The sequence below is a fragment of the Kitasatospora sp. NPDC059827 genome (assembly GCF_042731675.1).
GTDB lineage: Bacteria > Actinomycetota > Actinomycetes > Streptomycetales > Streptomycetaceae > Kitasatospora.
This window is the reverse complement of record NZ_JBHWIV010000105.1, coordinates 1-21,250: the sequence shown is the minus strand read 5'-3', so window position 1 is coordinate 21,250 and position 21,250 is coordinate 1. Positions and strand designations below refer to the sequence as shown.

The following is a 21,250-nucleotide window of genomic DNA, read 5'->3' as shown; positions in this document are numbered from 1 at the left end:
CTTCCTGTCTGTCCGGCATGCCCGGCCGCTCCGCTCGGTGCGGCGGCGGCCGACGGCATGCGCTACGTCATGCGGGAGGGCCGCACCGGTCCGGTACGGCCCACCCATCACCCCGATCGTCAGATGGGGTTACTGGCTGTTGATCGTCCAGCGCGGGCCGGACGGGGTGTCCTCGATCACCAACCCGGCCAGGCCGAGCTGGTCGCGGATGGCGTCCGCGGTGGCGAAGTCCTTGCGCTGACGCGCCGCCTGCCGCTGGTCCAGGACCAGACGGACCAGCGAGTCGACCACACCGTGGAGGTCCTCGCCGCGCTCCGCCCCGGCCCACTGCGGGTCGAGCGGATCGAGGCCCAGTACACCGAGCATCGCACGGACCTCGGCCAGTCGCGCCACCACGCTCTCCTTGTCGTCCGCGTTCAGGGCGCTGTTGCCCTGGCGGACGGCGGTGTGCACGACGGCCAGCGCCTGCGGGACGCCGAAGTCGTCGTCCATCGCCTCGGCGAAGGCCGACGGCACCTCGGGCGCCGCGTCGACCTTGCCGCAGCGCTCGACGGCCCGCTGGATGAAGCCCTCGATCCGGCCGAAGCCGACCTCGGCCTCGCGCAGCGCGTCCTCGCTGTACTCGATCATCGAGCGGTAGTGCGCGGCGCCCAGGTAGTAGCGGAGCACGATCGGCCGCCACGCCCGGACCATCTCGGAGACCAGCACCGAGTTGCCGAGCGACTTGCTCATCTTCTCGCCGGCCATGGTGACCCAGGCGTTGTGCACCCAGAAGGCGGCGAAGTCGTCGCCGTAGGCCTTGGACTGGGCGATCTCGTTCTCGTGGTGCGGGAAGATCAGGTCCAGCCCGCCGCCGTGGATGTCGAAGGCCGGGCCCAGGTACTTGTGCACCATCGCCGAGCACTCCAGGTGCCAGCCCGGACGGCCGCGGCCCCACGGCGTCTCCCAGCTCGGCTCGCCCGGCTTGGCGGCCTTCCACATCGCGAAGTCGCGCTGGTCGCGCTTGCCGGTCTCGCCCTCGCCCTCGGGCTGGCGCAGGTCGGCGAGCTTCTGGTTGGAGAGCGCGAGGTAGTCGGGGTACGACTTCACGTCGAAGTAGACGTTGCCGTCGACCGCGTAGGCGTGGCCCTTCTCGATGAGCCCCTGCATCATCTCGATCATCTCGGGCACGTGCCCGGTGGCCCGCGGCTCGACGGTCGGCGGCAGGCAGCCGAGCGCGTTGTAACCGTCGTTGAAGGCGCGCTCGTTCTCGTAGGCGATCTGCCACCACGGCGTGCCGAGCTCGCGCTCCTTGGCGATGATCTTGTCGTCGATGTCGGTGACGTTGCGGACGAAGGTCACCTGGTAGCCGCGGTAGGCGAACCACCGCTGCATGATGTCGAAGTTGAGGCCGGACCGGATGTGCCCGATGTGTGGCGCCGACTGGACGGTAGCGCCGCACAGGTAGATCGAGACACAACCCGGTACAAGCGGGACGAAGTCGCGTACCTGTCGGGTGCTGGTGTCGTACAGACGAATGCTCACAGCGTCAAGCGTAGTGGGCGGCGGGGGGTGCCCCGCGACATTAACCGGGAACGGACCGGGCATTCCCCGGGGAACGGCGGGACCGCCCCGGGGAATCGCGGCCCGTCCGGCCGGTCAGATGCTGCCGACCACCTTGCGCGGGCTGAGCCGGACGACCACCCGGACGTCGTCCGGACCGTCGAAGCCGTACTCCTGGTCACCGCGGTACTTGAAGCCCAGCTCGTTGATCAACTCCCGGCCGCCCTCGGTGGTCAGCGTCACCGAACCGCGGACCTCCAGGTACTCGTACGGGCTCTCCGGCGGGTTGATCACGATCGAGGCCCGCGGGTCCTTCACCAGGTTGAGGTGCTTGCGGCGGCCCTGGACCGTGGAGAACAGGATGTCGTCGCCGTCCCGCTTGACCCAGACCACCGAGGACTGGGGGCTGCCGTCCGGCTGGATCGTGGAGACCACGGCGAAGCTCTTGCCGTCGATCAACGCCTTGGCGCGGTCGGAGAGTTGGGAAGTCATCGGGAACCTCTTCTCGTCGGCGACGGTACGACCCGGGGGTGAGCTCCGCACGGGCCCGGACCGAACCCTACCGATCCGGGCCCCCGCGACATTCGGTGAACACCCGTCAACAGCCGTCTGTTTCCGGCCGGACCGCCGGCCGGACCGCCGACCGACCGCCGACCGACCGCCGGGCGGAGCGCCGGCGAACGGCTCAACGCCGTTCGTACACCAGGGCGGTGGCGATCGCGGCCAACCCCTCGGCCCGGCCGGTCAGGCCCAGGCCGTCGGTGGTGGTGCCGGAGACCGAGACCGGCGCACCGGCCGCCTCGGACAGCGCGGCCTGCGCCTCGGCCCGCCGCTTGCCGATCTTCGGCCGGACCCCGATCACCTGGACCGCGATGTTGCCGATCTCGAAGCCCGCCTCGCGCACCAGCCGGGCCGCCTCGCCGAGCAGCTTCACCCCGGAGGCTCCGGACCACTCCGGGCGGTCGGTGCCGAAGTGGGCGCCCAGGTCGCCGATCCCGGCGGCCGAGAACAGCGCGTCGCAGGAGGCGTGCGCGGCCACGTCGGCGTCCGAGTGCCCGGCCAGCCCGTCCCCGGCGCCCGGCCACTCCAGTCCGGCGACCCACAGCGGGCGGCCGGCCTCGAAGGCGTGCACGTCGGTGCCGATCCCCACCCGGGGGATCAGGGGCTCAGTAGTCATCGGCGGCCCTCCGGCGGGCGAGTACGGCCTCGGCGAGCACGAGGTCCAGCGGACGGGTGACCTTGAACGCCTCTTCGTGGCCGGGCACCACGACGACCGTGCCGCCGTAGCGCTCCACCAGTCCGGCGTCGTCGGTGACGGGCACCGCGTCGGCGCCGCCGGCGGCCTCCTCGGCCAGCGCCTTGGCGTGCACCTCGACCAGGGCGGCCCGGTCGAAGCCCTGCGGGGTCTGCACCGCGCGCAGGGTGGCCCGCTCGGGCGTGTCGAGCACCGGCTCGGGGCGGCCCGGGTTCGGCTCGACCCGCTTCACGGTGTCGGCCAGCGGCACCGCGGGCACCACCGCCGGAGCCCCGGCCCGGACGGCGGCCGCGACGGCGTCCACCACCTCGACCGGGACGAGCGGACGGGCCGCGTCGTGCACCAGCACGATCTCGACGTCCTCGGGGATCGCCGCCAGGCCCAGCCGGACCGACTCCTGGCGGGTCGCGCCGCCGGCCACCACCCGGACGTCCTTGCCCGCCAACCCGTGGCCGTCCAGCAGGGCGACCACCTCGGCCACCCCGTCGGCGGGCGCGGCGACCACGACCAGGCCGACCGCCCGGCTGCGGGCGAGCGCCCGAACGGCGTGCACCAGGAGCGGCACCCCGCCCAGTTCCCGCAGGGCCTTCGGGGCACCGGGCCCCAGCCGCTCACCGCGTCCGGCGGCGGGCACCACTGCTGCTGCAACTGCTCCTGACGCGTTCAGGTTTCACTCCTTCGGCGAAGTGGGTATGGCCATGGCGTGCCCGGCGGGCGCGGGGCCCCTTCCGAAGAACGACTGGTCCACTGCCCGCCGCACAACTGCGCAGAAACGGTGCAGAAACGGTCTTGCGGGCCTGGACCGGATCGGGTGGGGGGCGTCGTCCGGACACGCCTCAGCGCCCGGAGTGCCACTGCACCACCCCCGGACGGTTCGTCCTGGGAGCGGCACGCCGGCACCGGGCGCTGTGGGCGATGGGGCGGAAGCCCGACTGCACTACGAGGCGAGCACCTCGTCGAGCAGCGTCTCCGCCTTGTCCTCGTTGGTGTTCTCCGCCAGCGCGAGCTCGCTGACGAGGATCTGGCGCGCCTTCGCGAGCATCCGCTTCTCGCCGGCCGAGAGGCCGCGCTCGCGCTCGCGACGCCAGAGGTCGCGCACGACCTCGGCGACCTTGATAACGTCGCCCGAAGCGAGCTTCTCCAGGTTCGCCTTGTAGCGACGGGACCAGTTGGTCGGCTCTTCGGTGTACGGTGCGCGGAGCACCTCGAAGACCCGGTCCAGACCCTCCTGGCCGACCACATCGCGCACGCCGACGAACTCCGCGTTCTCGGCGGGCACGCGGAGCGTCAGGTCTCCCTGCTGCACCTTGAGCACCAGGTAGGTCTTGTCCACACCTTTGATCTGGCGAATTTCGATGGCCTCGATCAGCGCGGCCCCGTGATGGGGGTAGACCACCGTGTCGCCAACCTTGAACGTCATGTGACAGGACCCCTTCCGTGGCTTTCCAGAATAACACGCCTTGCGGCCCACCCGAAGGGCGTTTTCGCAGGTCAGGGCCGGTACCGGGGCTTGACAAGGACCCCCGTGACGTGCTGCGACCGATGTTCGAGGGGGGCTTCCCGCAGGTCGGAGGCGGTTCCGAGGTCCGGCGAAACCCTTGCGCAACACCCCCGCAACCATGATTGGATCTTGAGCTTTCGCCCCGTTCCGGGCCGTGACCGGATCGTTATTCGATCTTGGTCGAAGCTTGTCCTACCGATGACCGGTTCATGCCATGGGTACGGCCGGACGGCCCCCGCGGGGCCCCGGGAGTGCGACACGGGGACCACCCCGTGAGGAGCGCATAAGTGAGGTCGATAATCTGAGACCTGACCTGTCGACACGTGACCTAGGAGTAGCCGCCGCATGAGCCGCAGCCTTCGACGCGGCAGCATCGCCGCCATCGCCGCCCTCGCCATCGCCTCGCTGTCCTCCTGCGCAGCCAGCAACACGCCGGACACCCTGCAGATCAAGCCGGACAACGCGGCGGCGACCCTTGGGACCAACCTTCGACTGAACAACATCGTGATCGTCACCGGGGCCGGTACCTCGGGTGACTACACGGGCCCCGCCAACGTGGTCGTGAACATCTCCAACACGGCGACCACCCCGGCCGAGCTGCAGTCGATCACCGTCGGCAACGCTTCCGCCACCTTCGCGGACGCGGCGGGTGCTCCGCAGCCCACCATCGTCATCCCGGCCGGCAGCTCGGTCGCGATCGGCGGCCAGGGCAACCCCTCCGCCTCGGTGAGCGCGGCAGCCGTCCACATCGGCGGCTTCGCCAACACCACCTTCGCCTTCAAGGACGGCCAGAAGGTCGACGTCCAGGCCGGCGTCAGCCCGGACTCGGACAAGAACCTCTACAAGGGCTTCGGCCCGACCCCGGCGGCCGCGCCCTCCAAGAGCGCCTCCCCCGCCGCGACCGCCCCGGCCACGCCGGCCACGCCGCCGGCCGGCACCACGCCGAGCGCCCCGGCCACCGGCACCGGCACGGCGACCACCCCGGGTGCCCCGGCCGCCCCGGTCACCGGCACCACCGCGCCGGCCGCCCACTGACGCGACGCGCTGCCGACCGGGCGCGCCCCTGACGCAGCGCGCGAAAGCCTCCCGCCGGCCCTTCCGGGGCCTGCGGGAGGCTTTCGCGTGCGCCCGTGGCGCCGTGGCCGCGTGGAGCCGTTGGCGCCGTGGCCGCGTGGCCTGACCCTGCGGGCCGGGCGGCCGGGCGGGAACGCGGGAGGCCCCCGCCGGCGACTGCCGGCAGGGGCCTCCCGCATCCTCGTCCCTCGCGGGCCCGCGGTTTACGGCTCGAACTTGTAGCCCAGGCCGCGGACCGTGACCAGGTAGCGCGGCGCGCCCGGGTCGGGCTCGATCTTCGCCCGCAGGCGCTTCACGTGGACGTCCAGGGTCTTGGTGTCGCCGACGTAGTCCGCGCCCCAGACCCGGTCGATCAGCTGCATGCGGGTGAGCACCCGGCCCGCGTTGCGCAGCAGCATCTCCAGCAGGTCGAACTCCTTGAGCGGCAGGTCGACCTTGGCGCCGTCCACCGTCACCACGTGCCGGTCCACGTCCATCCGGACCGGGCCCGCCTCCAGGGCGCCCGGGCCGCCGCCGTTGTCGCCCGCGCCGCCGTCCTCGCCGCGGCGGCGCAGCACCGCGCGGATCCGGGCGACCAGCTCCCGGGTGGAGTACGGCTTGGTGACGTAGTCGTCAGCGCCTATCTCCAGCCCGACGACCTTGTCGATCTCGCTGTCCTTGGCGGTCACCATGATCACCGGCACGCTGGAGCGCACCCGGAGCTGGCGGCAGACCTCGGTGCCCGGCAGGCCCGGGAGCATCAGGTCGAGCAGGACGAGGTCGGCACCGTTGCGTTCGAACTGCTCCAGGGCGTCGGGGCCGGTCGCGGCGACGGCCACCTCGAAGCCCTCCTTGCGGAGCATGTACGAGAGGGCGTCGCTGAACGACTCCTCGTCCTCGACCACCAGTACTCGGGTCACGATCAGGCCTCCGGGGCAAGCTGGGTTGTCTTTGTCAGGGGTTGTTCCCGCTCCCCGGCAGGGAGCGAACGGGCCGCACGGTCGGTGCGGTCCGCGGTGAGGGTCCGGGGTGCCGTGGCGGGCCCGACGGTGTCGGCACCGGGCTCGTCGCGGCGTGCGCTGCGGGGTTCGTCGTGGTCCGGCGCGGCGTCGACGGCGTCGAGGTCGTCGTCGAAGTCCTCGCCCGGGTCGTCGTCCAGGTCGTCGTCCAGGTCGTCGTCGAAGTCCTCGTCGGGGGCGTCGGCGGGGGCCTGGCCGGCGGGCAGGCGGATGGTGAAGGTCGAACCCTGCCCCTCCACGCTCCACACCGAGACGGTGCCGCCGTGCGAGGCGGCGACGTGCTTGACGATGGACAGGCCGAGGCCGGTGCCGCCGGTCTGCCGGGAGCGGGCCGGGTCGACCCGGTAGAAGCGTTCGAAGACCCGCTCGCGGTCCTTCTCGGAGATGCCGATGCCCTGGTCGGTGACCGAGATCTCGATCAGCTCGCCGTCCGCCTCGCCGAGCGCCGCGGCGCTGGAGATCCGGCGGGTGGCGATGGCCACCCGGGTGCGGGGCGGGCTGTAGTTGACGGCGTTCTCCACCAGGTTGCCGAGCGCCGCGGCGAGCTGGCCGCGGTTGCCGTGCAGGTAGAGCCCGGCGATCCCGCCGGCCGCGATCAGGATCTGCTTGGCGGCGGCCTGCTGGCGGCAGCGGTCGATCGCCTCGGCGATCAGCTCGTCCACCGCGACCGGCTCCGGGTCGACCATCAGCCGGTCGTCCTGGACCCGGGAGAGGTCGATGATCTCCTGCACCAGGCTGGCCAGGCGGGTCGCCTCGACCTGCATCCGGCCGGCGAAGCGCTGCACCGCCTCCGGGTCGTCCGACGCGTCGGCGACCGCCTCGGAGAGCAGCGACAGGGCGCCGACCGGGGTCTTGAGCTCGTGGCTGACGTTGGCCACGAAGTCCCGGCGGACGGCCTCCACCCGGCGGCGCTCGGTCTGGTCCTCGACCAGCACCAGCACCAGCCGGGAGCCCAACGGGGCGACCCGGACGGAGACCGCGAGCGGCTCGGACGCGCGGGCCGCGCCGGGGCGGGGCAGCTCCAGCTCCACCTGCCGGATCTCGCCGTCCCGGCGGGTGGCGCGGGCCAGGGCCAGCATCTGGTCCACGGCGACCGCGCCGCCGCGCACCAGACCCATCGCGTACGCGGCCGAGCTGGCCTTGACCACCTCGTCGCCCTCGCCCAGCACGATCGCGCAGGAGCGGAGCACCGAGAGCACGGTGTCGACCCCCGGCGGCAGCGGGGGTTCCGGGGTGCCGGTGCCCAGCGTCTGGTACCGGCCGTACTGCTTGCCGCTGGTGTACTTGCCCTTGGCCTGCTCGCGCTCGCTCCAACGGAAGGCGATGGAGGCGGTGAGGCCGACACCGAGCCCGGCTATGGCGCAGGCAGCGGCAGCGGCCACGTTCACGTCCATGTGGCCAGCGTAAGCGCACGGCCTGGCCACTCCCCAAGGGCTGGGTCAAGGCATCGACCAGGCGTTGCCGAGAATTCACCTCCACGTAGCTGCCGATTCACCGCACCGGCCGTGCGCCGTCGCCCGAACGGCACAGAGTTGGCCATGCAGCCCGTGTGGGAGAGATCGGTGTGCCGAACGGCGGCCACGGTCTCGGGTGTGCGCGTACCATTCGCGCCACCAGCAGCGGTCACCCGGACACCGGAACGATGGTCGGACGGGCTGACCGGTCGGCACCGCCACCGACACAGCTACTGAGGAGAGAACATGCGCGACGCGTACCACGAGGAACTCGATGCGATCGGCGACAGCCTGGTCGAGATGGCCCGGCTGGTCGGGTCGGCCCTGGGCCGGGCCACCACCGCTCTCCTGGACGCGGACCTGGCGCTGGCGGAGAGCGTGATCGCCGCCGACGAGAAGATCAACGAGCTCCACCACGAGCTCGAGAACCGCGCCATCGACCTGCTCGCCCGGCAGCAGCCGGTCGCCACCGACCTGCGGATCGTGGTCACCTCGCTGCGGATGAGCGCCGACCTGGAGCGCTGCGGGGACCTCGCCCGGCACGTCGCCAAGGTCGCGCGGATGCGCTACCCGGACTCGGCGGTGCCCGCCGACCTGCACTCCACCGTCCTGGAGATGGGCCAGCTCGCCCAGCGCCTGGTCGCCAAGGCGGGCCTGGTCATCGCCACCAAGGACGTCGACAAGGCCCTGGAGATGGAGCAGGACGACGACCGGATCGACGCCCTGCACCGTGAGCTGCTGTCGCACCTGATCGACGAGCGCTGGCACCACGGCATCGAGACCGCCGTCGACATCACCCTGGTCGGCCGCTACTACGAGCGCTTCGCGGACCACGCGGTGTCCGTGGCCAAGCGCGTCGTGTACCTGGTGACCGGCGAGCACGTGGCCGAGTTCGTGGCCGCCACCGAGGCGGCCGAGGCAGCCGGGGCGGAGTGAGCGCCGCTCACCCCCGGGGGTGAGTAAACCTGTGGCGAGGGTGGTGCGGGTGCACGGATTTCCGGACGCCCCACCACTGCGCGCCTGTTGACGCTCCCTCCGAACGGCCGCTTCACTCAACGGTGGGGGCACCGGAGTGTTCCCGTCACTAGGAGGGAAGAGCTCGATGAAGGCCAACCCGACCCGACCGGCATCCGCCCACCACACCGTCGAGCCGCCCGCCCCGAAGCTGCTGCCCGTCCTCGCGGCCGGTTGCGGCTGCGGCCCCGGCTGCGGCTGCGGCTGCCAGTCCGGCGCGCCCTGCCAGTGCGGCGGCGCCGCCGGCGGCTGCTGCGGCGGCCACTGAGACACGGCTGCCGGGACAGCTGCCGAGGCGTCCCGGGGTGCGCGGTCGTGCACCCCGGGACGCCCGCCCGGCCGTTCCGGAGCCGTCAGAACTGGACGTCGGTGCAGGAGTAGAAGGCGTTCCCGGTGTCCGCGATCGTCCAGACCGAGACGACCACCTGATGCCCTGTGCGCCCGCTCGGGAGGGTCGCGGTGTGGCTGAGCGTGCCCGGCACCTGCCGCCCGCCGTAGGGGACGGTCAGGAAGGGCGTCAGGTCGAGGTTGGCCCGGGTGACCGGCTGGCTCGCGTCGTAGCCCGGCTTGGTCAGGTAGTACCGGAAGTCCGTGGTCGCGTGCCGGGCGGTGAACTTCCAGGTGAAGGTGAGCTGCTGGCCCGCGGTCACCGGCGTGGCCGGCCAGGCGCCGCCGTGCGGGTCGTCCAGCTCGGCGAAGCGGGAGTTGCCGCCGGCGCAGATGGTGCCGTCGGAGGGCCCGCCGGCCGGGAAGCCCTTCGGCCCCTCGACGCTCTGCGGCTCCCACTGGATGTCCCCGCAGTCCCACGGGACGGCGTTCGCGCTCTCGTCGCAGAGCGCGGCGCGGCTGGGCGGCGTGGTGATGAAGCCGTGCGACTGGGCCGGGAGGGCCAGGGTGAGCGGGATCGCGAGCGCGGCGACGGCCGCCCCGACCAGATGACGTGTGCGCATGGTGCTCCTCCGTGGGGGTGGATGGAGAGTGCGCCGGGGCGCAGACGCGCGCGCGTTGGGGGTGCGGCGGCCGCGACATGGGGGAATCCTTGGCATGCCTGCGCCAGCCCGGTGCCCTCACGGTAGGAGTCGGCGCCACCGCCCGTCAATGGTCTGAACCATTTTCGAGCCCATCCCAACTCCCGCCCCACACCGGCCGGTTGAACGAAACAGGCCCCGCCCCCGGCGAACCGGGAACGGGGCCTCGCCGGCAAGCGGGTTACTTCTTGCCCTGGGTCTGGCCTGTCGGTTTTTCGGGCCTGATCAAGGGGCTCCGACCTGGGGCCGAGCCGTCGGCACAAGATAGGCGTAGAGATACGCGCAGGCCTCCGCCTCGTTGTCGAAACTCGCCTCGATCCAGTGACTACCGCGTTCCCAGGCCTCGATCGTCCACCCGCCGTCGGCCTTCTCCACGAGGACCGGGATTGACTCCTGGATGTACTTGGAGCTCGGTAGGTCTCTCACTGTGAGCCCGTATGAGCTGCCACTCACCCCGGCTTCGCGCAGAGCGGCCAAGAGTTCATGATGGTTCACGAGCAGGGTTCTCCGTTCATGGATCGTGATCACGCTAGGGCTGCGGCCTGAGCCGGCCTCGCTCAGGGCATTCGGCAGAATGCCACGGCGGCGTCATCGCCGGACTTGAAACGGGGCCAGCGAAGCCCATCCGGGTCCGTGGCCTCAACCTTCCGCACCGCCGAGATCAGCCCGTCGGCGCCAGCCTCCCGAAGCATCGCGAAGGCGTCCGCCCATGATGCGGCACGGTACTCGGTGACGAGTCGCGAGACCCCATCGGACAGGACGGCCGCCGCCCGGACATCGGCCAGTGGCACCGCTCCCGTGACCGCATGGTGTGCCGCTTCGCCGGTGGAGGCTGCCACCCAGTAGCCGTCCAGGGTGTTTCGAGTGAGCCGCTGGGCCTTGACCATCCGGCGGACGGCCTCGGAGTGCTCCAGCGTGCCGGTGGCGAACCGTTCCGTCTCGGCACGGAGTTCGGGCACCACGGTGTCCACCCGCAGGTCGGTGACCACCTGGTAGTTGTCCGCCCGCTCGAAGACGATCGGCGAGTCGGCGAGGACCAGGTAGTCGAAGTGCTCGGCACCGGCCCGCAGGATCGAGACCGTTGCCGAGGGTGTGCCGGGATTGCCGAGGTCGCATCCGGGGTGGAGCGCGGCGACCTGGTCGAGGGCCTGCGCCAGTCCGTCAGCAAGCGGCCGGCCGGGCTCCGCCAGCGCGGCCATCAGATGGCCGCCCAACTGGGCGACGTACCACGGGACGCCGTGACGACATCCGGTGTCCAGCCCGGCCGTGCTCAGGCCGTCCAGGACGACGGCGAGCGTGGGCGTGGCCGCCACCCAGTCTTCGTTCGGGTTTGCGCCACCTGGAGCGGTAGCGATGGAGACGCGCATCTGTCAGCCCTCGTGTCGGTAGATCGGAGTGACGGGTCTGCGGGTCGTAACGGCAGGAGATGAGCGTGGGAGTCCTACGCGTCCGCCCGGGAGCACGGGATGCACGCGCTCCGGCACTTCTTCGCCTCGGTGTTGCTGGACGCCGGGGAGAGCATCAAGACCGTCAGCGAGTACCTGGGCCACGCCGATCCGGGGCTGACGCTGCGGGTGTACGCCCACCTGATGCCGGACAGCCGGCACCGGGCCCGCAAGGCGATCGAAGGGGTCTTCAATCCCCAAGATCACGAAGGCTGACGGCCCATAGACGGCCCGGGAGTGAAGACGGCCCCTCACCAGCGCCAAACGCGCAGGTGGGGGGCCGTTTCGCCAGGTGGGTTACTTCTTGCCCTGGTTCTTGACCGCCTCGATGGCCGCAGCGGCGGCGTCGGCGTCGAGGTAGCGGCCGCCCTTGGCGAGCGGCTTGAAGTCGGCGTCCAGCTCGTAGACCAGCGGGATGCCGGTCGGGATGTTGAGGCCGGCGATGTCGGCGTCGGAGATGCCGTCGAGGTGCTTGACCAGCGCGCGCAGGCTGTTGCCGTGGGCGGTGACCAGGACGGTCTTGCCGGCGGCCAGGTCCGGGACGATGGCGTCGTACCAGTACGGGAGCATCCGGTCGACGACGTCCTTGAGGCACTCGGTGCGCGGGCGCAGCTCGCTCGGGATGTCGGCGTAACGGGCGTCGCCGGCCTGCGAGTACTCGGCGCCGTCGGCGAGCACCGGCGGCGGGGTGTCGTAGGAGCGGCGCCAGAGCTGGAACTGCTCCTCGCCGAACTCGGCCAGGGTCTGGGCCTTGTCCTTGCCCTGGAGCGCACCGTAGTGGCGCTCGTTCAGGCGCCAGCTGCGGTTGACCGGGATCCAGTGGCGGTCGGCCTTGTCCAGGGCGATCTGCGAGGTCCGGATGGCGCGGCGCAGCAGCGAGGTGTGCACCACGTCGGGGAACAGGCCCTCGGCGGCCAGGAGCTCGCCACCGCGGGCGGCCTCCTTCTCGCCCTTCTCGTTGAGGTCGACGTCGACCCAACCGGTGAAGAGGTTCTTCTGGTTCCACTGGCTCTCGCCGTGACGGAGCAGGATGAGTCGGTAGGTCGTGTCAGCCATGGCGCCCAGCTTAGTGGAGGGCGGGAAAACCCCTGGTGGGCACCTCGGGGGATGAGTAATGTGTGCAGCGCTTATCTGCCACTTACATGCGTCGGGCGGTCGGGCCCGCCCGCGCCGCCCGGCGGACGCCTGCCCTCGGGAGCCCCCACATGCTCGTCGCCCTGGCCGCCAATCCCCGGATCCGAAGACTGGTGCGCGAGACGGTGGGCGGGCTGCCGAGGCAGTTCTGGTGGCTCTGGGTGAGCACGCTGGTGAACAAGCTCGGCGCCTTCGTGATCACGTTCTTGTCCTTGTACCTGACCACTGAACGCGGGTACTCGGCCTCCTACGCGGGCCTGGTGGCCTCGCTCTTCGGCCTCGGCTCGGCCGTCGCGGCGGTCGGCGCGGGCGTGCTGGCCGACCGGATCGGGCGCCGTCCCACGCTTGTCGCCGCCCAGCTCGGCACCGCGGCGTCCACCGCCGTGCTCGGCTTCGTGGACGGCCAGGTGGCGATCGCCGTGGTGGCCTTCCTGGTCGGCCTGTGCAACAACGCGACCCGGCCGGCCACCTCGGCGATCATCGCCGACCTCGTCCCGGCCGAGGACCGGGTCCGGGCGTACTCCCTGAACTTCTGGGCGATCAACATCGGCTTCGGCCTCTCCGCCGCCGTGGCCGGGGTGATCGCCACCCAGGGCTACCTCACGCTCTTCCTCCTGGACGCGCTCTCCACCCTGATCTGCGCGGTGGTGATCTTCATCCGGATCCCGGAGACCAGGCCCGTGCAACCGCCTACGGCCGAGAAGACCGGCGACGGGCCCGCGATCGGCCTCGGCACGGTGTTCCGCGACGGCCCGTTCATGGCGGTGGTCGGACTCAATCTGCTGCTCGCGCTGGTCTTCCAGCAGAGCAGCACCACCCTGCCCGTCGACATGGGCGCCGCGGGGATCACCGCCACCGAATACGGGCTGGTCATCGGGCTGAACGGGCTGCTGATCGTGATCCTGCAGATCCCGCTCACCCGCTGGGTGGAGGGCCGCTCCCGGACCGGTCTGCTGATCGCCAGCTGCCTGCTGACCGGCTGGGGCTTCGGACTGGCGGCCCTGGCCGGCTCCTCGGCCTGGCTGTTCGCGCTCTCGGTGGCGGTATGGACGGTCGGCGAGGTCCTGAGCACACCGACCATGATGGGCCTGGTCGCCGAACTGTCGCCGGCCCAGGCCCGCGGCCGCTACCAGGGCGTCTACTCGCTCTCCTGGTCGCTCGCCCTGTTCCTCGGCCCCGGGGTCGGCGGCGTGGTGCTCCAATACTTCGGTGCCGGGGTGCTGTGGGGCGCCTGTGGGGTCTGCGGCACCGTGGCGGCGTTCGGGCACGTGGCACTGGCCCGCCGCACCCGGTCGACGGCCGTAACGGACCGGGCGACCGAGGTGACGGTCCCTGCTACGGAGCCGGCGAAGGCCCCGGCCGACGCCTGAGTGCCGCCCGCCCCGGTCAGTCGGCCGCAGGTGTGCCGGCGGCCGGGGTGTCGGCGGCCGGGGCGGCCAGGTGGGCGAAGGCGGCCAGGTTGCGGGTGGACTCCCCGCGCTTGGTGCGCCACTCCCACTCGCGCCGGATCGCCGAGGCGAAGCCCAGCTCCAGCAGGGTGTTGAAGGGCTCGTCCGCGTTCTCCAGCACCGTCCCGAGCAGCCGGTCGACGGTGTCCGGGGTGAGCGCCTCCAGCGGCAGCCGGCCGGCCAGGTAGACGTCGCCGAGCGCGTCCACCGCGTACGCGACGCCGTAGAGGCGGGTGTTGCGCTCCAGCAGCCAGCGGTAGACCGCCTGGTGGTTCTCGTCCGGGCGGCGGATCACGAAGGCGTTCACCGACAGGGTGTGGTCGCCGACCCGCAGTGCGCAGGCGGTGTTCAGCTTGCGGGTGCCCGGGAGGGTCGCCACCAGGGTGTACGGGTCGGCGGCGGCCGGCTCCCAGGCCACCCCGGCGTCGTCCAGGGCGGTGCGCAGGAGGGTCAGGGCCTCGTCCTTGGTGCGGATTGCCATGGGGGTGACGTTACTCGGCGGTACCCCCGGCGCGCAGCCGCCGACCCGGCCAGGGCGCAGCACCGGGCCAGGACGCCGCCCGGCCCGGACGCCGGCGCTCAGCGGCGCCGGGCCACCGCCAGCCGGCCGGCCGGGCGGGCCAGGCTGCCGGCGTAGACCTCGGCGGTGGTGGCCGCGGCGGTGTCCCAGCCGAAGGCGGCCGCGTGCCGGGCGGCCGCCGCCCCGCGCCGGGCGACCAGCGCCGGGTCGGTGACGTACGGCTCCAGCGCACGCGCCCAGGCCAGCGGGTCGTGGCCCTGCACCAGGCTGCCGGACTCGCCGTCCCGCACCGCGACCGGCAGGCCGCCGACCGAGGCCGCCACCACGGGGGTGCCGCAGGCCTGGGCCTCCAGCGCCACCAGGCCGAAGGACTCGCTGTACGAGGGCATCACCAGGGCCGTCGCCGCGCGGTACCAGTCCGCCAGCCGCTCCTGGCCGACCGGCGGGTGGAACCGCACCACGTCGCCGATGCCGAGCTGGGCGGCGAGCTTGTGCAGGCTCTCCGGCCGGGCCAGCCCGGTGCCGGACGGCCCGCCGACCACCGGCACCACCAGGCGCTCGCGCAGCCCCGGACGGGCCTCCAGCAGCGCGGCGACCGCCCGCAGCAGCACGTCCGGCGCCTTCAACGGCTGGATCCGCCCCGCGAACAGCAGCACCGCCGCGTCCTGCGGCAGGCCCAGCCTCGCCCGGGCCTCGGACCCGGCGCGCGGGCCGCCAGGGCGGAAGACGTCCAGGTTGACCCCGGGGTGGACGACGGCCAGCTGGTCCGGCCGGGCGGCGTAGTGCAGCGCCAGCTCGGCGGCCTCCTCGGTGGTGTTGGCGATCAGCCGGTCGGCCGCCTCGACCACCTGGGTCTCGCCGATCACCCGGGCCGCGGGCTCGGGCGTGTCCCCCTCGGCCAGCGCGGCGTTCTTGACCTTCGCCATGGTGTGCATGGTGTGCACCAGCGGCACCCCCCAGCGCTGGGCGGCCAGCCAGCCGACCTGCCCGGAGAGCCAGTAGTGCGAGTGCACCAGGTCGTAGTGGCCGGGGCGGTGGCCCGCCTCGGTGCGCAGCACGCCGTGGGTGAAGGCGCACAGCTGGGCCGGCAGGTCCTCCTTGACCAGGCCCTCGTACGGGCCGGCGGTGACGTGCCGGACCAGCACGCCGGGGGCCAGCTCGACGGTCGGCGCGTCGTCCGAGCAGATCGCCCGGGTGAACACCTCGACCTCGATGTTGAGCTCGGCCAGGCGCTTGGCCAGCTCGACGATGTAGACGTTCATCCCGCCGGCGTCGCCGGTGCCGGGCTGGTGCAGCGGCGAGGTGTGCACGCTGAGCATGGCTATCCGGCGCGGGCGGCGACGGCCCGGGACGAGCGACTGGAGCCGGCCGCGCGCGGGCGTCGCGGACTGGGCACGGCGTACCGAACGGACGGGGTGCTGGATCACCTGGCTGAAGCCTCCTCGTGTGCGGCCCGTCTCGGCGGTCCGCGTGAACGGGCCCGCCACATGTCCGGTGTGCGCTGCCCCGTCCGGGCACACATCACCACCAGTGTGCCAACCACTCGGCGGGCGTCCGGCATTCCCGCTCCCGGCGACCGGTCCGCCGGGCCGGCATCCGCCCAGCTCAGGCCGGGGGACGCCCGGCCCCGCGACCGCCGACTACCCTTCTGGGCATGGCTGCCTCCTTCGACCCCGCGACCGCCGCGCCCGCCCGCGGCCGGACCGGACGGCCGGTCGGAACGGTCACCCGGGGCACCACCAACACCAACCGGCTGCGCCGGATGGACCGCTGGATCGCCCACACCCTGGGCCGGGCGCTGCGCGCCGCCGAGCGGCCCCCGGTCGCGGTGGACCTCGGCTACGGCGCGGCGCCGTGGACGGCCGTGGAGCTGGCCGGACGGCTGCGCACGGTGCGGCCGGACGTCCGGGTGGTCGGGATCGAGATCGAGCCGGAACGGGTCGCGGCCGCGCTGCCGTACGCCGAGCCGCCGCTGCTCACCTTCCGGCGCGGCGGCTTCGAGGTGCCGCTGGACGGCGGCGGGCCGGCCCAGCTGATCCGGGCGGCCAACGTGCTGCGGCAGTACGAGGAGTCGGCGGTGGCCGGGGTGTGGGAGCGGCTGTGCGCCCGGCTGGCCCCGGACGGGCTGCTGGTCGAGGGCACCTGCGACGAGATCGGGCGGCGGCACGTCTGGGTCGCGCTGGGGCCGGAAGGGCCCCGGACGGTGACCTTCGCGGCCCGGCTGGGCGGCCTGGTGCAGCCCTCCGACCTGGCCGAGCGGCTGCCGAAGGCGCTGATCCACCACAACGTGCCGGGGCGGCCGGTGCACGCCTTCCTGACCGACTTCGACCGGGCCTGGGCGGCGGCCGCGCCGTACGGGGCGTTCGGGGCGCGGCAGCGCTGGGTGGCGGCCTGCACCGCGCTGGCGGGCAGCTGGCCGCTGGTGGACGCGCGCGGGCGGTGGCGGCAGGGCGAGGTCACGCTGCCCTGGACGGCGCTCGCCCCGTAGGGCGGGGCCGGGCCCGGGTTCTGCCGGGCCAGGGTTCTGCGGGGCCCAGTTCTGGCGGGGCCCGGACGGGGTTCCCGCGGGCCCGCTGGGGGCCCGACGGGGCCGGGCTGGTGAGCGACGCGCCTCATTCACTCGAACGAGTTATCGAATATCTCTGGCGTGTTGACGCCTCGTCACGTCACGATGGAGACCGCCGGGCGGCGACACCACACGCCGCCCGGCGCGCACCGCGCCCGTCAGCCCCCCTGCCCGAGCAGCTCCTCCCGGGCCCGTTCGAACACCTCGTACATCTCCGCCCCGAACAGCACGAACCGCACCTCCGCCAGCTCCGCGCCCGCGAGCACGTCACCGCCGCCCAGCACCTCGGCGACGGTGCCGAGCGCGATCCGGGCCGCGTCCGCCGGCGGCCAGCCGAAGATCCCCGCCGACACGGCCGGGAAGGCCACCGTGCGCGCGCCCAACCCGGCCGCCGTGCGCAGCGACTCGCGATAGCAGGAGGCCAGCAGCCCAGCCCGCTCCTCGTACTCCTCCGCCAGGTACACCGGCCCGACGGTGTGCACCACCCAGCGGGCCGGCAGCCGCCCGGCCGTGGTCGCCACCGCCCGCCCGGTGGGCAGCCCCTTGCCCCAGTGCGAGGCCCGCAGCCGGCGGCACTCCTCCAGGATCTGCGGCCCGCCCCGGCGGTGGATCGCGCCGTCCACCCCGCCGCCGCCCAGCAGCGAGGAGTTGGCCGCGTTCACCACCGCGTCCACCTCCTGTGCCGTGATGTCACCCTCGACCAGGGTGATCCGCGTCACCACCACCTACCCCCTTCCCCGGACCCGCCCGGCAGCCGCCGGGCCGGGATCCGAGCCGTCGTCCGAATCCGATCACCACACCGCCACCGGCGTGGCAATAGCCACAACGGCGCCGGTCGGCCAGAGAAATCCCCGGAGATCACGTTATGGTCGCGAGAAGTTCCCCGACGCGCGGTGCCAGGCGGGCACTGCGGACGGACGCCGGCCGTTACGCAGGCGGGGAAAGGGAGGAACCACCGATGCCCGCAACGGGAGACGGGCGGGCACCTGGTGCCGCGGACCTGCCGGGCGCCCACGACGGCGCCCCCGTCGGCCATGCCCGTACCCGCCCGGCCACCACCGGCCCGGCCACGGCCGCTCCCCCGATACCCCACCCCCGCTCGCAGCCGACCCGGACCGCGCACGGCACCCGCCGCCCCTCCCGCCCCGCCGGAGCCGCTCACGCCCCCGCGCCCGGAGACGGACCCGCCGACGGCGCCGTCGCACCCCTGCGGCTGCTCGTCATCGAGGACGACGCCTCGGACGCCCAGCTGATCAAGGCGGCCGTCGCCGACAGCGGCACCTCGATCGAGATCCACTGGGCCCGCGGCCTCGAACAGGCCACCCAGCTGCTCGCCCAGTCCTCCCCCGCCGGCCGGCGCGGACGCTCCCGCGGCGGCGAGTTCGGCTGCGTGCTGCTCGACCTGGCCTCCCCCGCCGACCTGCCGCACCCGTCCGACCCCTCGGACGGCCTGGAAGGCCTGCACGAACTGCTGCGCCGCGCCCCGCACATCCCCGTCGTGGTGCTCACCGACGCCGCCGGGGCCGAACTCGGCGCCGCCGCCGTCGCCGCGGGCGCCCAGGACTTCCTGCTCAAACACGAGACCGACGGCCCGCTGCTGGCCCGCGCACTGCGCTACGCGGTCGAACGCAAGCGCGCCGACGAGTCCCAGCGCCGCCTGGTCGAGGCCGAGTTGCGCGGCCAGGAGAACGCCCGGCTGCAGCGCCACCTGCTGCCCACCCCGCTGCTCGACGGCGCCGGACTCTCCTTCACCCGGCGCTACCGACCCGGCCGCCGCCGCGCCCTGCTCGGCGGCGACTTCTACGACGCCGTGCGCACCGACGACGGCACCGTCCACGTCGTGATCGGCGACGTCTGCGGCCACGGCCCCGACGAAGCCGCGCTCGGCGTCGCACTCCGGATAGCGTGGCGCACCCTGGTCTTCGCCGGCCTCACCGGCGAGACCCTGCTCACCACCCTCCAGCACGTGCTGGAGCACGAACGGCGCAGCGACGAGATCTTCGCGACGCTCTGCATGCTCGTCATCGAGCCCGGCGGCACCACCGACCTCGACTCGCTCGGCACCGGCGAACGCGCCCGGCTCTACCTCGCCGGGCACCCGGCGCCGCTGCTGCTCGGCCGCGACCACGCCCCGGCCACCCTGCCCGCCGACCACGCCGGGCCCGCCCTCGGCCTGCTGCCGTGCCACGACGGCGGGGCCGCCTGGCCCGCCCACGAGGTCGAACTCCAGCCCGGCTGGCGGCTGTTGCTCTACACCGACGGGCTGATCGAAGGCCGGGTCGGGGCCGGGTCGCGGCGCCTCGGCCAGGACGGACTGGCCGACCTGATCGCCGACCACCAGTCCGCCGGGCTCACCCGGGGCCGGCTCGTCGACAGCGCGATCGCCGAGGTCGAGGAGCTGAACGGCGGGGCGCTGACGGACGACGTCGCGGTGCTGCTGCTGGAGCGCAACCCGGTGCAGCTGATCCTCGGCTGAGGCGGCTGCGGACGCGCCGCGGGCACGTCGCGGGCACGTCGCGGGCAGCGCCGCGGACAATGCCGCGGACACGCTGCGGCCCGGGAGGGCGAACTGCCCTCCCGGGCCGCGGCGTTGTCCGTGGGGTCGGCCTACCAGGGGCCGTACGGGCCGGTGTTGCTCCGGCCGGTACCGCCGGTCAGCGCCCGGATCGCGGGGCGGACGTCCACCACGTAGACGATCGAGGCGACCAGGCCGGCCAGGGTGCCGATGCTGCCGAGGAAGTTCGCCCCGAACAGCAGGTCCCACCCGAAGCTGATCCCGAGGACCGCCAGCCAGAAGCCCTTGGTCTTCTTGTCGGCCGCCCGGTAGGCGTCCTCGCGGCGGGTGGCCGCGTCGATCAGCGCGAAGAACTTGTAGCCCAGGATCGCGACGGCCATCCACCAGAACGAGTTCAGGTAGGAAAAGGCCAGGATCTGGAACACTCCGGTCATCGCGGTCTCCTACGTCTCTCGGCTTGCTGCGCCCCGGCCGCCGCCCATCCTGGCACGGCGGCCGCCCGCAGGGTGTGAACGTCCCGCCGCCGGTGGATGTGCCCCGGGGCGGCGGGCGGCGGTCACTCCGTGGCGGAGGGGGTGCTCTTCCGGGGCCTGGCGGGCTTCTTCGGGGCGGGGGCGGCGGGGTCCGCCGGGGCGGCGGGGTCGTCCAGCAGCTCGGCCTCGACGGGAGCGGCCTCGAAGACGGTCTCGAAGGCGGGGTCGACGGCGGGGTCGACGGGGACGTGGGTGGCGTCGGCGTCGGTGTGGGGGCGGGCCTTGTCCACGACGACCTTGCCGCGCTCGGCCAGTTCGTCGTAGGTCTCCTTGGCCCGGACCGCCAGCTCGAGCGCGCGGGCCACCTGCTGCAGGGCGAAGCCCTGGGCCCGCTCCTGGAGGACCTTGAGGTCGGTCGGGAAGGCCGTGACGGCCCCGGTGACCTTGGCCGGGGCGCCGGCCAGCAGCTCCTGCGCCTCGTGGAGCCTGGCGGTCGCCTTCTCCTGGGCACCCTGGCGGTCCGCCGCCAGGGCCTCGACCCGGCCCGGCACCTCGCGCAGCTTCTCGTACGCGAGGTCCCCGGCGCCGGCCAGGGCGTACAGCGGGGTCGGGTCGGTGAGGGTCTTCTTGATCTCGTCGGTGATCGGCATGCTTACCGGTCCTCCCGGTGGGTGTTCTGGGTGGCCGCGCCGTCGGTCGTCGGGGTGGAGGCCGAGGCGGCGTTCTCCTTGAGGAAGGCGTCGTAGACCGCGAGCAGCGCCTGCTTCTGCTGCTCGTTGATCAGCGGATCGGCCAGGATCGAGGCCCGCAGTTCCAGGCCCTCGCCCCGCCGCTCCTCCAGGATCCCGGCCTGGACGTACAGCGTTTCCGCCGAGATCCGCAGCGCCTTCGCGATCTGCTGCAGGATCTCCGCGCTCGGCTTGCGCAACCCTCGCTCGATCTGGCTGAGGTACGGGTTGGACACGCCGGCGGCCTCCGCCAGCTGGCGCAGCGAGAACTGCGCGTTGCGGCGCTGCTCGCGGATGTACTCGCCCAGGGAGGCGACGTTGAGTGAGGCCATGGGGACAGGGTGCGGGATCCTGCTTGCAATTGCAAGCAGGATGCTAGCTGGGGGCTAGCGGGTGGGGGCCGCTGCGCGGGGCTTTGGTTCGGGGGTGGGCTCTCGGGAGGGTGGGTGACGCCGGGGGCGGTTCCGGGGGTGGGTGCTCCGGGGGCTGGGTGATTTTCCGACCGCCGACCCTGATGGTGGGGTGTTGGGCGCCGTTGGCGGTCTGAAAATCACC

At 73.0% G+C, this 21,250-nt stretch carries 22 protein-coding genes and 1 pseudogene; 7 read left to right on the top strand and 16 right to left on the bottom strand.

Annotated features, from left to right (window positions below):
• Nucleotides 1-129: 129 nt before the first annotated feature.
• The 5 genes from cysS to ACFV8H_RS36935 all read right to left on the bottom strand — a co-directional run bounded on the left by cysS (nucleotide 130) and on the right by ACFV8H_RS36935 (nucleotide 4,217).
• Entirely contained in the window at nucleotides 130-1,524 is a 1,395-nt protein-coding gene (gene cysS / locus ACFV8H_RS36955) for a cysteine--tRNA ligase (protein ID WP_375881509.1), read from the bottom strand.
• 114 nt (nucleotides 1,525-1,638) lie between these two features.
• Complete coding sequence (locus tag ACFV8H_RS36950) at nucleotides 1,639-2,034, bottom strand: PPOX class F420-dependent oxidoreductase (protein WP_375881507.1); 396 nt, start codon at nucleotides 2,032-2,034, stop codon at nucleotides 1,639-1,641.
• Between the two features lie 193 nt (nucleotides 2,035-2,227).
• Nucleotides 2,228-2,719 carry a 2-C-methyl-D-erythritol 2,4-cyclodiphosphate synthase gene (ispF, locus tag ACFV8H_RS36945; protein ID WP_380408550.1) on the bottom strand — a complete coding sequence of 164 codons (492 nt, stop codon included), beginning with the start codon at nucleotides 2,717-2,719 and terminating at the stop codon, nucleotides 2,228-2,230.
• Nucleotides 2,709-3,464: a 2-C-methyl-D-erythritol 4-phosphate cytidylyltransferase gene (gene ispD / locus ACFV8H_RS36940; protein WP_375882312.1), complete on the bottom strand. Its 756-nt coding sequence runs from the start codon at nucleotides 3,462-3,464 to the stop codon at nucleotides 2,709-2,711. The genes ispF and ispD overlap by 11 nt, the downstream gene beginning before the upstream one ends.
• Nucleotides 3,465-3,734: 270 nt before the next feature.
• The gene (locus ACFV8H_RS36935) at nucleotides 3,735-4,217 is read right to left on the bottom strand and encodes a CarD family transcriptional regulator (RefSeq protein WP_030244332.1); all 483 of its coding nucleotides are present in this window, start codon (nucleotides 4,215-4,217) and stop codon (nucleotides 3,735-3,737) included.
• A 426-nt stretch (nucleotides 4,218-4,643) separates the two neighbouring features.
• On the opposite strand from ACFV8H_RS36935, the gene ACFV8H_RS36930 reads away from it, so the two are divergent.
• Nucleotides 4,644-5,333, top strand: coding sequence for a DUF461 domain-containing protein (locus ACFV8H_RS36930; protein ID WP_380408548.1), 690 nt, complete (start codon nucleotides 4,644-4,646; stop codon nucleotides 5,331-5,333).
• Nucleotides 5,334-5,575: 242 nt separating this feature from the next.
• Here ACFV8H_RS36930 and ACFV8H_RS36925 read toward each other — a convergent pair whose 3' ends face one another.
• Both ACFV8H_RS36925 and ACFV8H_RS36920 read right to left on the bottom strand, forming a co-directional pair.
• Complete coding sequence (locus tag ACFV8H_RS36925) at nucleotides 5,576-6,271, bottom strand: response regulator transcription factor (RefSeq protein ID WP_218199074.1); 696 nt, start codon at nucleotides 6,269-6,271, stop codon at nucleotides 5,576-5,578.
• 2 nt (nucleotides 6,272-6,273) lie between these two features.
• Complete coding sequence (locus ACFV8H_RS36920; protein WP_380408546.1) at nucleotides 6,274-7,764, bottom strand: sensor histidine kinase; 1,491 nt, start codon at nucleotides 7,762-7,764, stop codon at nucleotides 6,274-6,276.
• A gap of 306 nt (nucleotides 7,765-8,070) precedes the next feature.
• Between ACFV8H_RS36920 and phoU the strand changes: the two genes are divergently transcribed.
• The gene (gene phoU, locus ACFV8H_RS36915) at nucleotides 8,071-8,760 is read left to right on the top strand and encodes a phosphate signaling complex protein PhoU (RefSeq protein WP_375881498.1); all 690 of its coding nucleotides are present in this window, start codon (nucleotides 8,071-8,073) and stop codon (nucleotides 8,758-8,760) included.
• A 166-nt stretch (nucleotides 8,761-8,926) separates the two neighbouring features.
• Nucleotides 8,927-9,106 (top strand): hypothetical protein, encoded by a 180-nt coding sequence (locus ACFV8H_RS36910; protein ID WP_380408545.1) that lies wholly within the window; start codon nucleotides 8,927-8,929, stop codon nucleotides 9,104-9,106.
• An 85-nt stretch (nucleotides 9,107-9,191) separates the two neighbouring features.
• Here ACFV8H_RS36910 and ACFV8H_RS36905 read toward each other — a convergent pair whose 3' ends face one another.
• Together ACFV8H_RS36905 and ACFV8H_RS36900 are read right to left on the bottom strand one after the other, a co-directional pair.
• Complete coding sequence (locus tag ACFV8H_RS36905) at nucleotides 9,192-9,788, bottom strand: lytic polysaccharide monooxygenase (protein WP_380408543.1); 597 nt, start codon at nucleotides 9,786-9,788, stop codon at nucleotides 9,192-9,194.
• A gap of 635 nt (nucleotides 9,789-10,423) precedes the next feature.
• The gene (locus ACFV8H_RS36900; protein WP_380408542.1) at nucleotides 10,424-11,233 is read right to left on the bottom strand and encodes a protein phosphatase 2C domain-containing protein; all 810 of its coding nucleotides are present in this window, start codon (nucleotides 11,231-11,233) and stop codon (nucleotides 10,424-10,426) included.
• A 75-nt stretch (nucleotides 11,234-11,308) separates the two neighbouring features.
• Between ACFV8H_RS36900 and ACFV8H_RS36895 the strand changes: the two are divergent.
• Nucleotides 11,309-11,527: pseudogene (locus tag ACFV8H_RS36895) on the top strand (tyrosine-type recombinase/integrase); the annotation flags it as partial.
• 81 nt (nucleotides 11,528-11,608) lie between these two features.
• Here the strand turns inward: ACFV8H_RS36895 and ACFV8H_RS36890 are convergent.
• On the bottom strand, nucleotides 11,609-12,367 hold the full coding sequence (locus ACFV8H_RS36890) for a phosphoglyceromutase (RefSeq protein WP_375881490.1): 759 nt from the start codon (nucleotides 12,365-12,367) through the stop codon (nucleotides 11,609-11,611).
• Between the two features lie 149 nt (nucleotides 12,368-12,516).
• Here ACFV8H_RS36890 and ACFV8H_RS36885 point away from each other — a divergent pair, with 149 nt between their 5' ends.
• Nucleotides 12,517-13,815 (top strand): MDR family MFS transporter, encoded by a 1,299-nt coding sequence (locus ACFV8H_RS36885; RefSeq protein WP_380408540.1) that lies wholly within the window; start codon nucleotides 12,517-12,519, stop codon nucleotides 13,813-13,815.
• 16 nt (nucleotides 13,816-13,831) lie between these two features.
• Here ACFV8H_RS36885 and ACFV8H_RS36880 read toward each other — a convergent pair whose 3' ends face one another.
• Both ACFV8H_RS36880 and mshA read right to left on the bottom strand, forming a co-directional pair.
• A complete protein-coding gene (locus ACFV8H_RS36880) occupies nucleotides 13,832-14,374 on the bottom strand; it encodes a YbjN domain-containing protein (protein ID WP_380408538.1) in 543 nt (180 codons plus the stop codon).
• A gap of 98 nt (nucleotides 14,375-14,472) precedes the next feature.
• The gene (gene mshA, locus ACFV8H_RS36875) at nucleotides 14,473-15,840 is read right to left on the bottom strand and encodes a D-inositol-3-phosphate glycosyltransferase (RefSeq protein ID WP_380408537.1); all 1,368 of its coding nucleotides are present in this window, start codon (nucleotides 15,838-15,840) and stop codon (nucleotides 14,473-14,475) included.
• Nucleotides 15,841-16,067: 227 nt separating this feature from the next.
• Here mshA and ACFV8H_RS36870 point away from each other — a divergent pair, with 227 nt between their 5' ends.
• Nucleotides 16,068-16,901 (top strand): class I SAM-dependent methyltransferase, encoded by an 834-nt coding sequence (locus ACFV8H_RS36870; RefSeq protein WP_380408535.1) that lies wholly within the window; start codon nucleotides 16,068-16,070, stop codon nucleotides 16,899-16,901.
• A gap of 236 nt (nucleotides 16,902-17,137) precedes the next feature.
• On the opposite strand, the gene ACFV8H_RS36865 is transcribed toward ACFV8H_RS36870, so the two are convergent.
• Complete coding sequence (locus tag ACFV8H_RS36865; RefSeq protein ID WP_380408560.1) at nucleotides 17,138-17,698, bottom strand: O-acetyl-ADP-ribose deacetylase; 561 nt, start codon at nucleotides 17,696-17,698, stop codon at nucleotides 17,138-17,140.
• A 239-nt stretch (nucleotides 17,699-17,937) separates the two neighbouring features.
• Here ACFV8H_RS36865 and ACFV8H_RS36860 point away from each other — a divergent pair, with 239 nt between their 5' ends.
• The gene (locus ACFV8H_RS36860; protein WP_380408534.1) at nucleotides 17,938-19,455 is read left to right on the top strand and encodes a PP2C family protein-serine/threonine phosphatase; all 1,518 of its coding nucleotides are present in this window, start codon (nucleotides 17,938-17,940) and stop codon (nucleotides 19,453-19,455) included.
• 131 nt (nucleotides 19,456-19,586) lie between these two features.
• Here the strand turns inward: ACFV8H_RS36860 and ACFV8H_RS36855 are convergent, their stop codons facing one another.
• From ACFV8H_RS36855 to ACFV8H_RS36845, 3 genes are all read right to left on the bottom strand, one after another.
• Nucleotides 19,587-19,928 (bottom strand): DUF2516 family protein, encoded by a 342-nt coding sequence (locus tag ACFV8H_RS36855; RefSeq protein ID WP_380408532.1) that lies wholly within the window; start codon nucleotides 19,926-19,928, stop codon nucleotides 19,587-19,589.
• Nucleotides 19,929-20,050: 122 nt separating this feature from the next.
• On the bottom strand, nucleotides 20,051-20,617 hold the full coding sequence (locus ACFV8H_RS36850) for a hypothetical protein (RefSeq protein WP_380408530.1): 567 nt from the start codon (nucleotides 20,615-20,617) through the stop codon (nucleotides 20,051-20,053).
• A 2-nt stretch (nucleotides 20,618-20,619) separates the two neighbouring features.
• Nucleotides 20,620-21,027 (bottom strand): helix-turn-helix domain-containing protein, encoded by a 408-nt coding sequence (locus ACFV8H_RS36845; protein ID WP_380408528.1) that lies wholly within the window; start codon nucleotides 21,025-21,027, stop codon nucleotides 20,620-20,622.
• Nucleotides 21,028-21,250 lie beyond the last annotated feature (223 nt).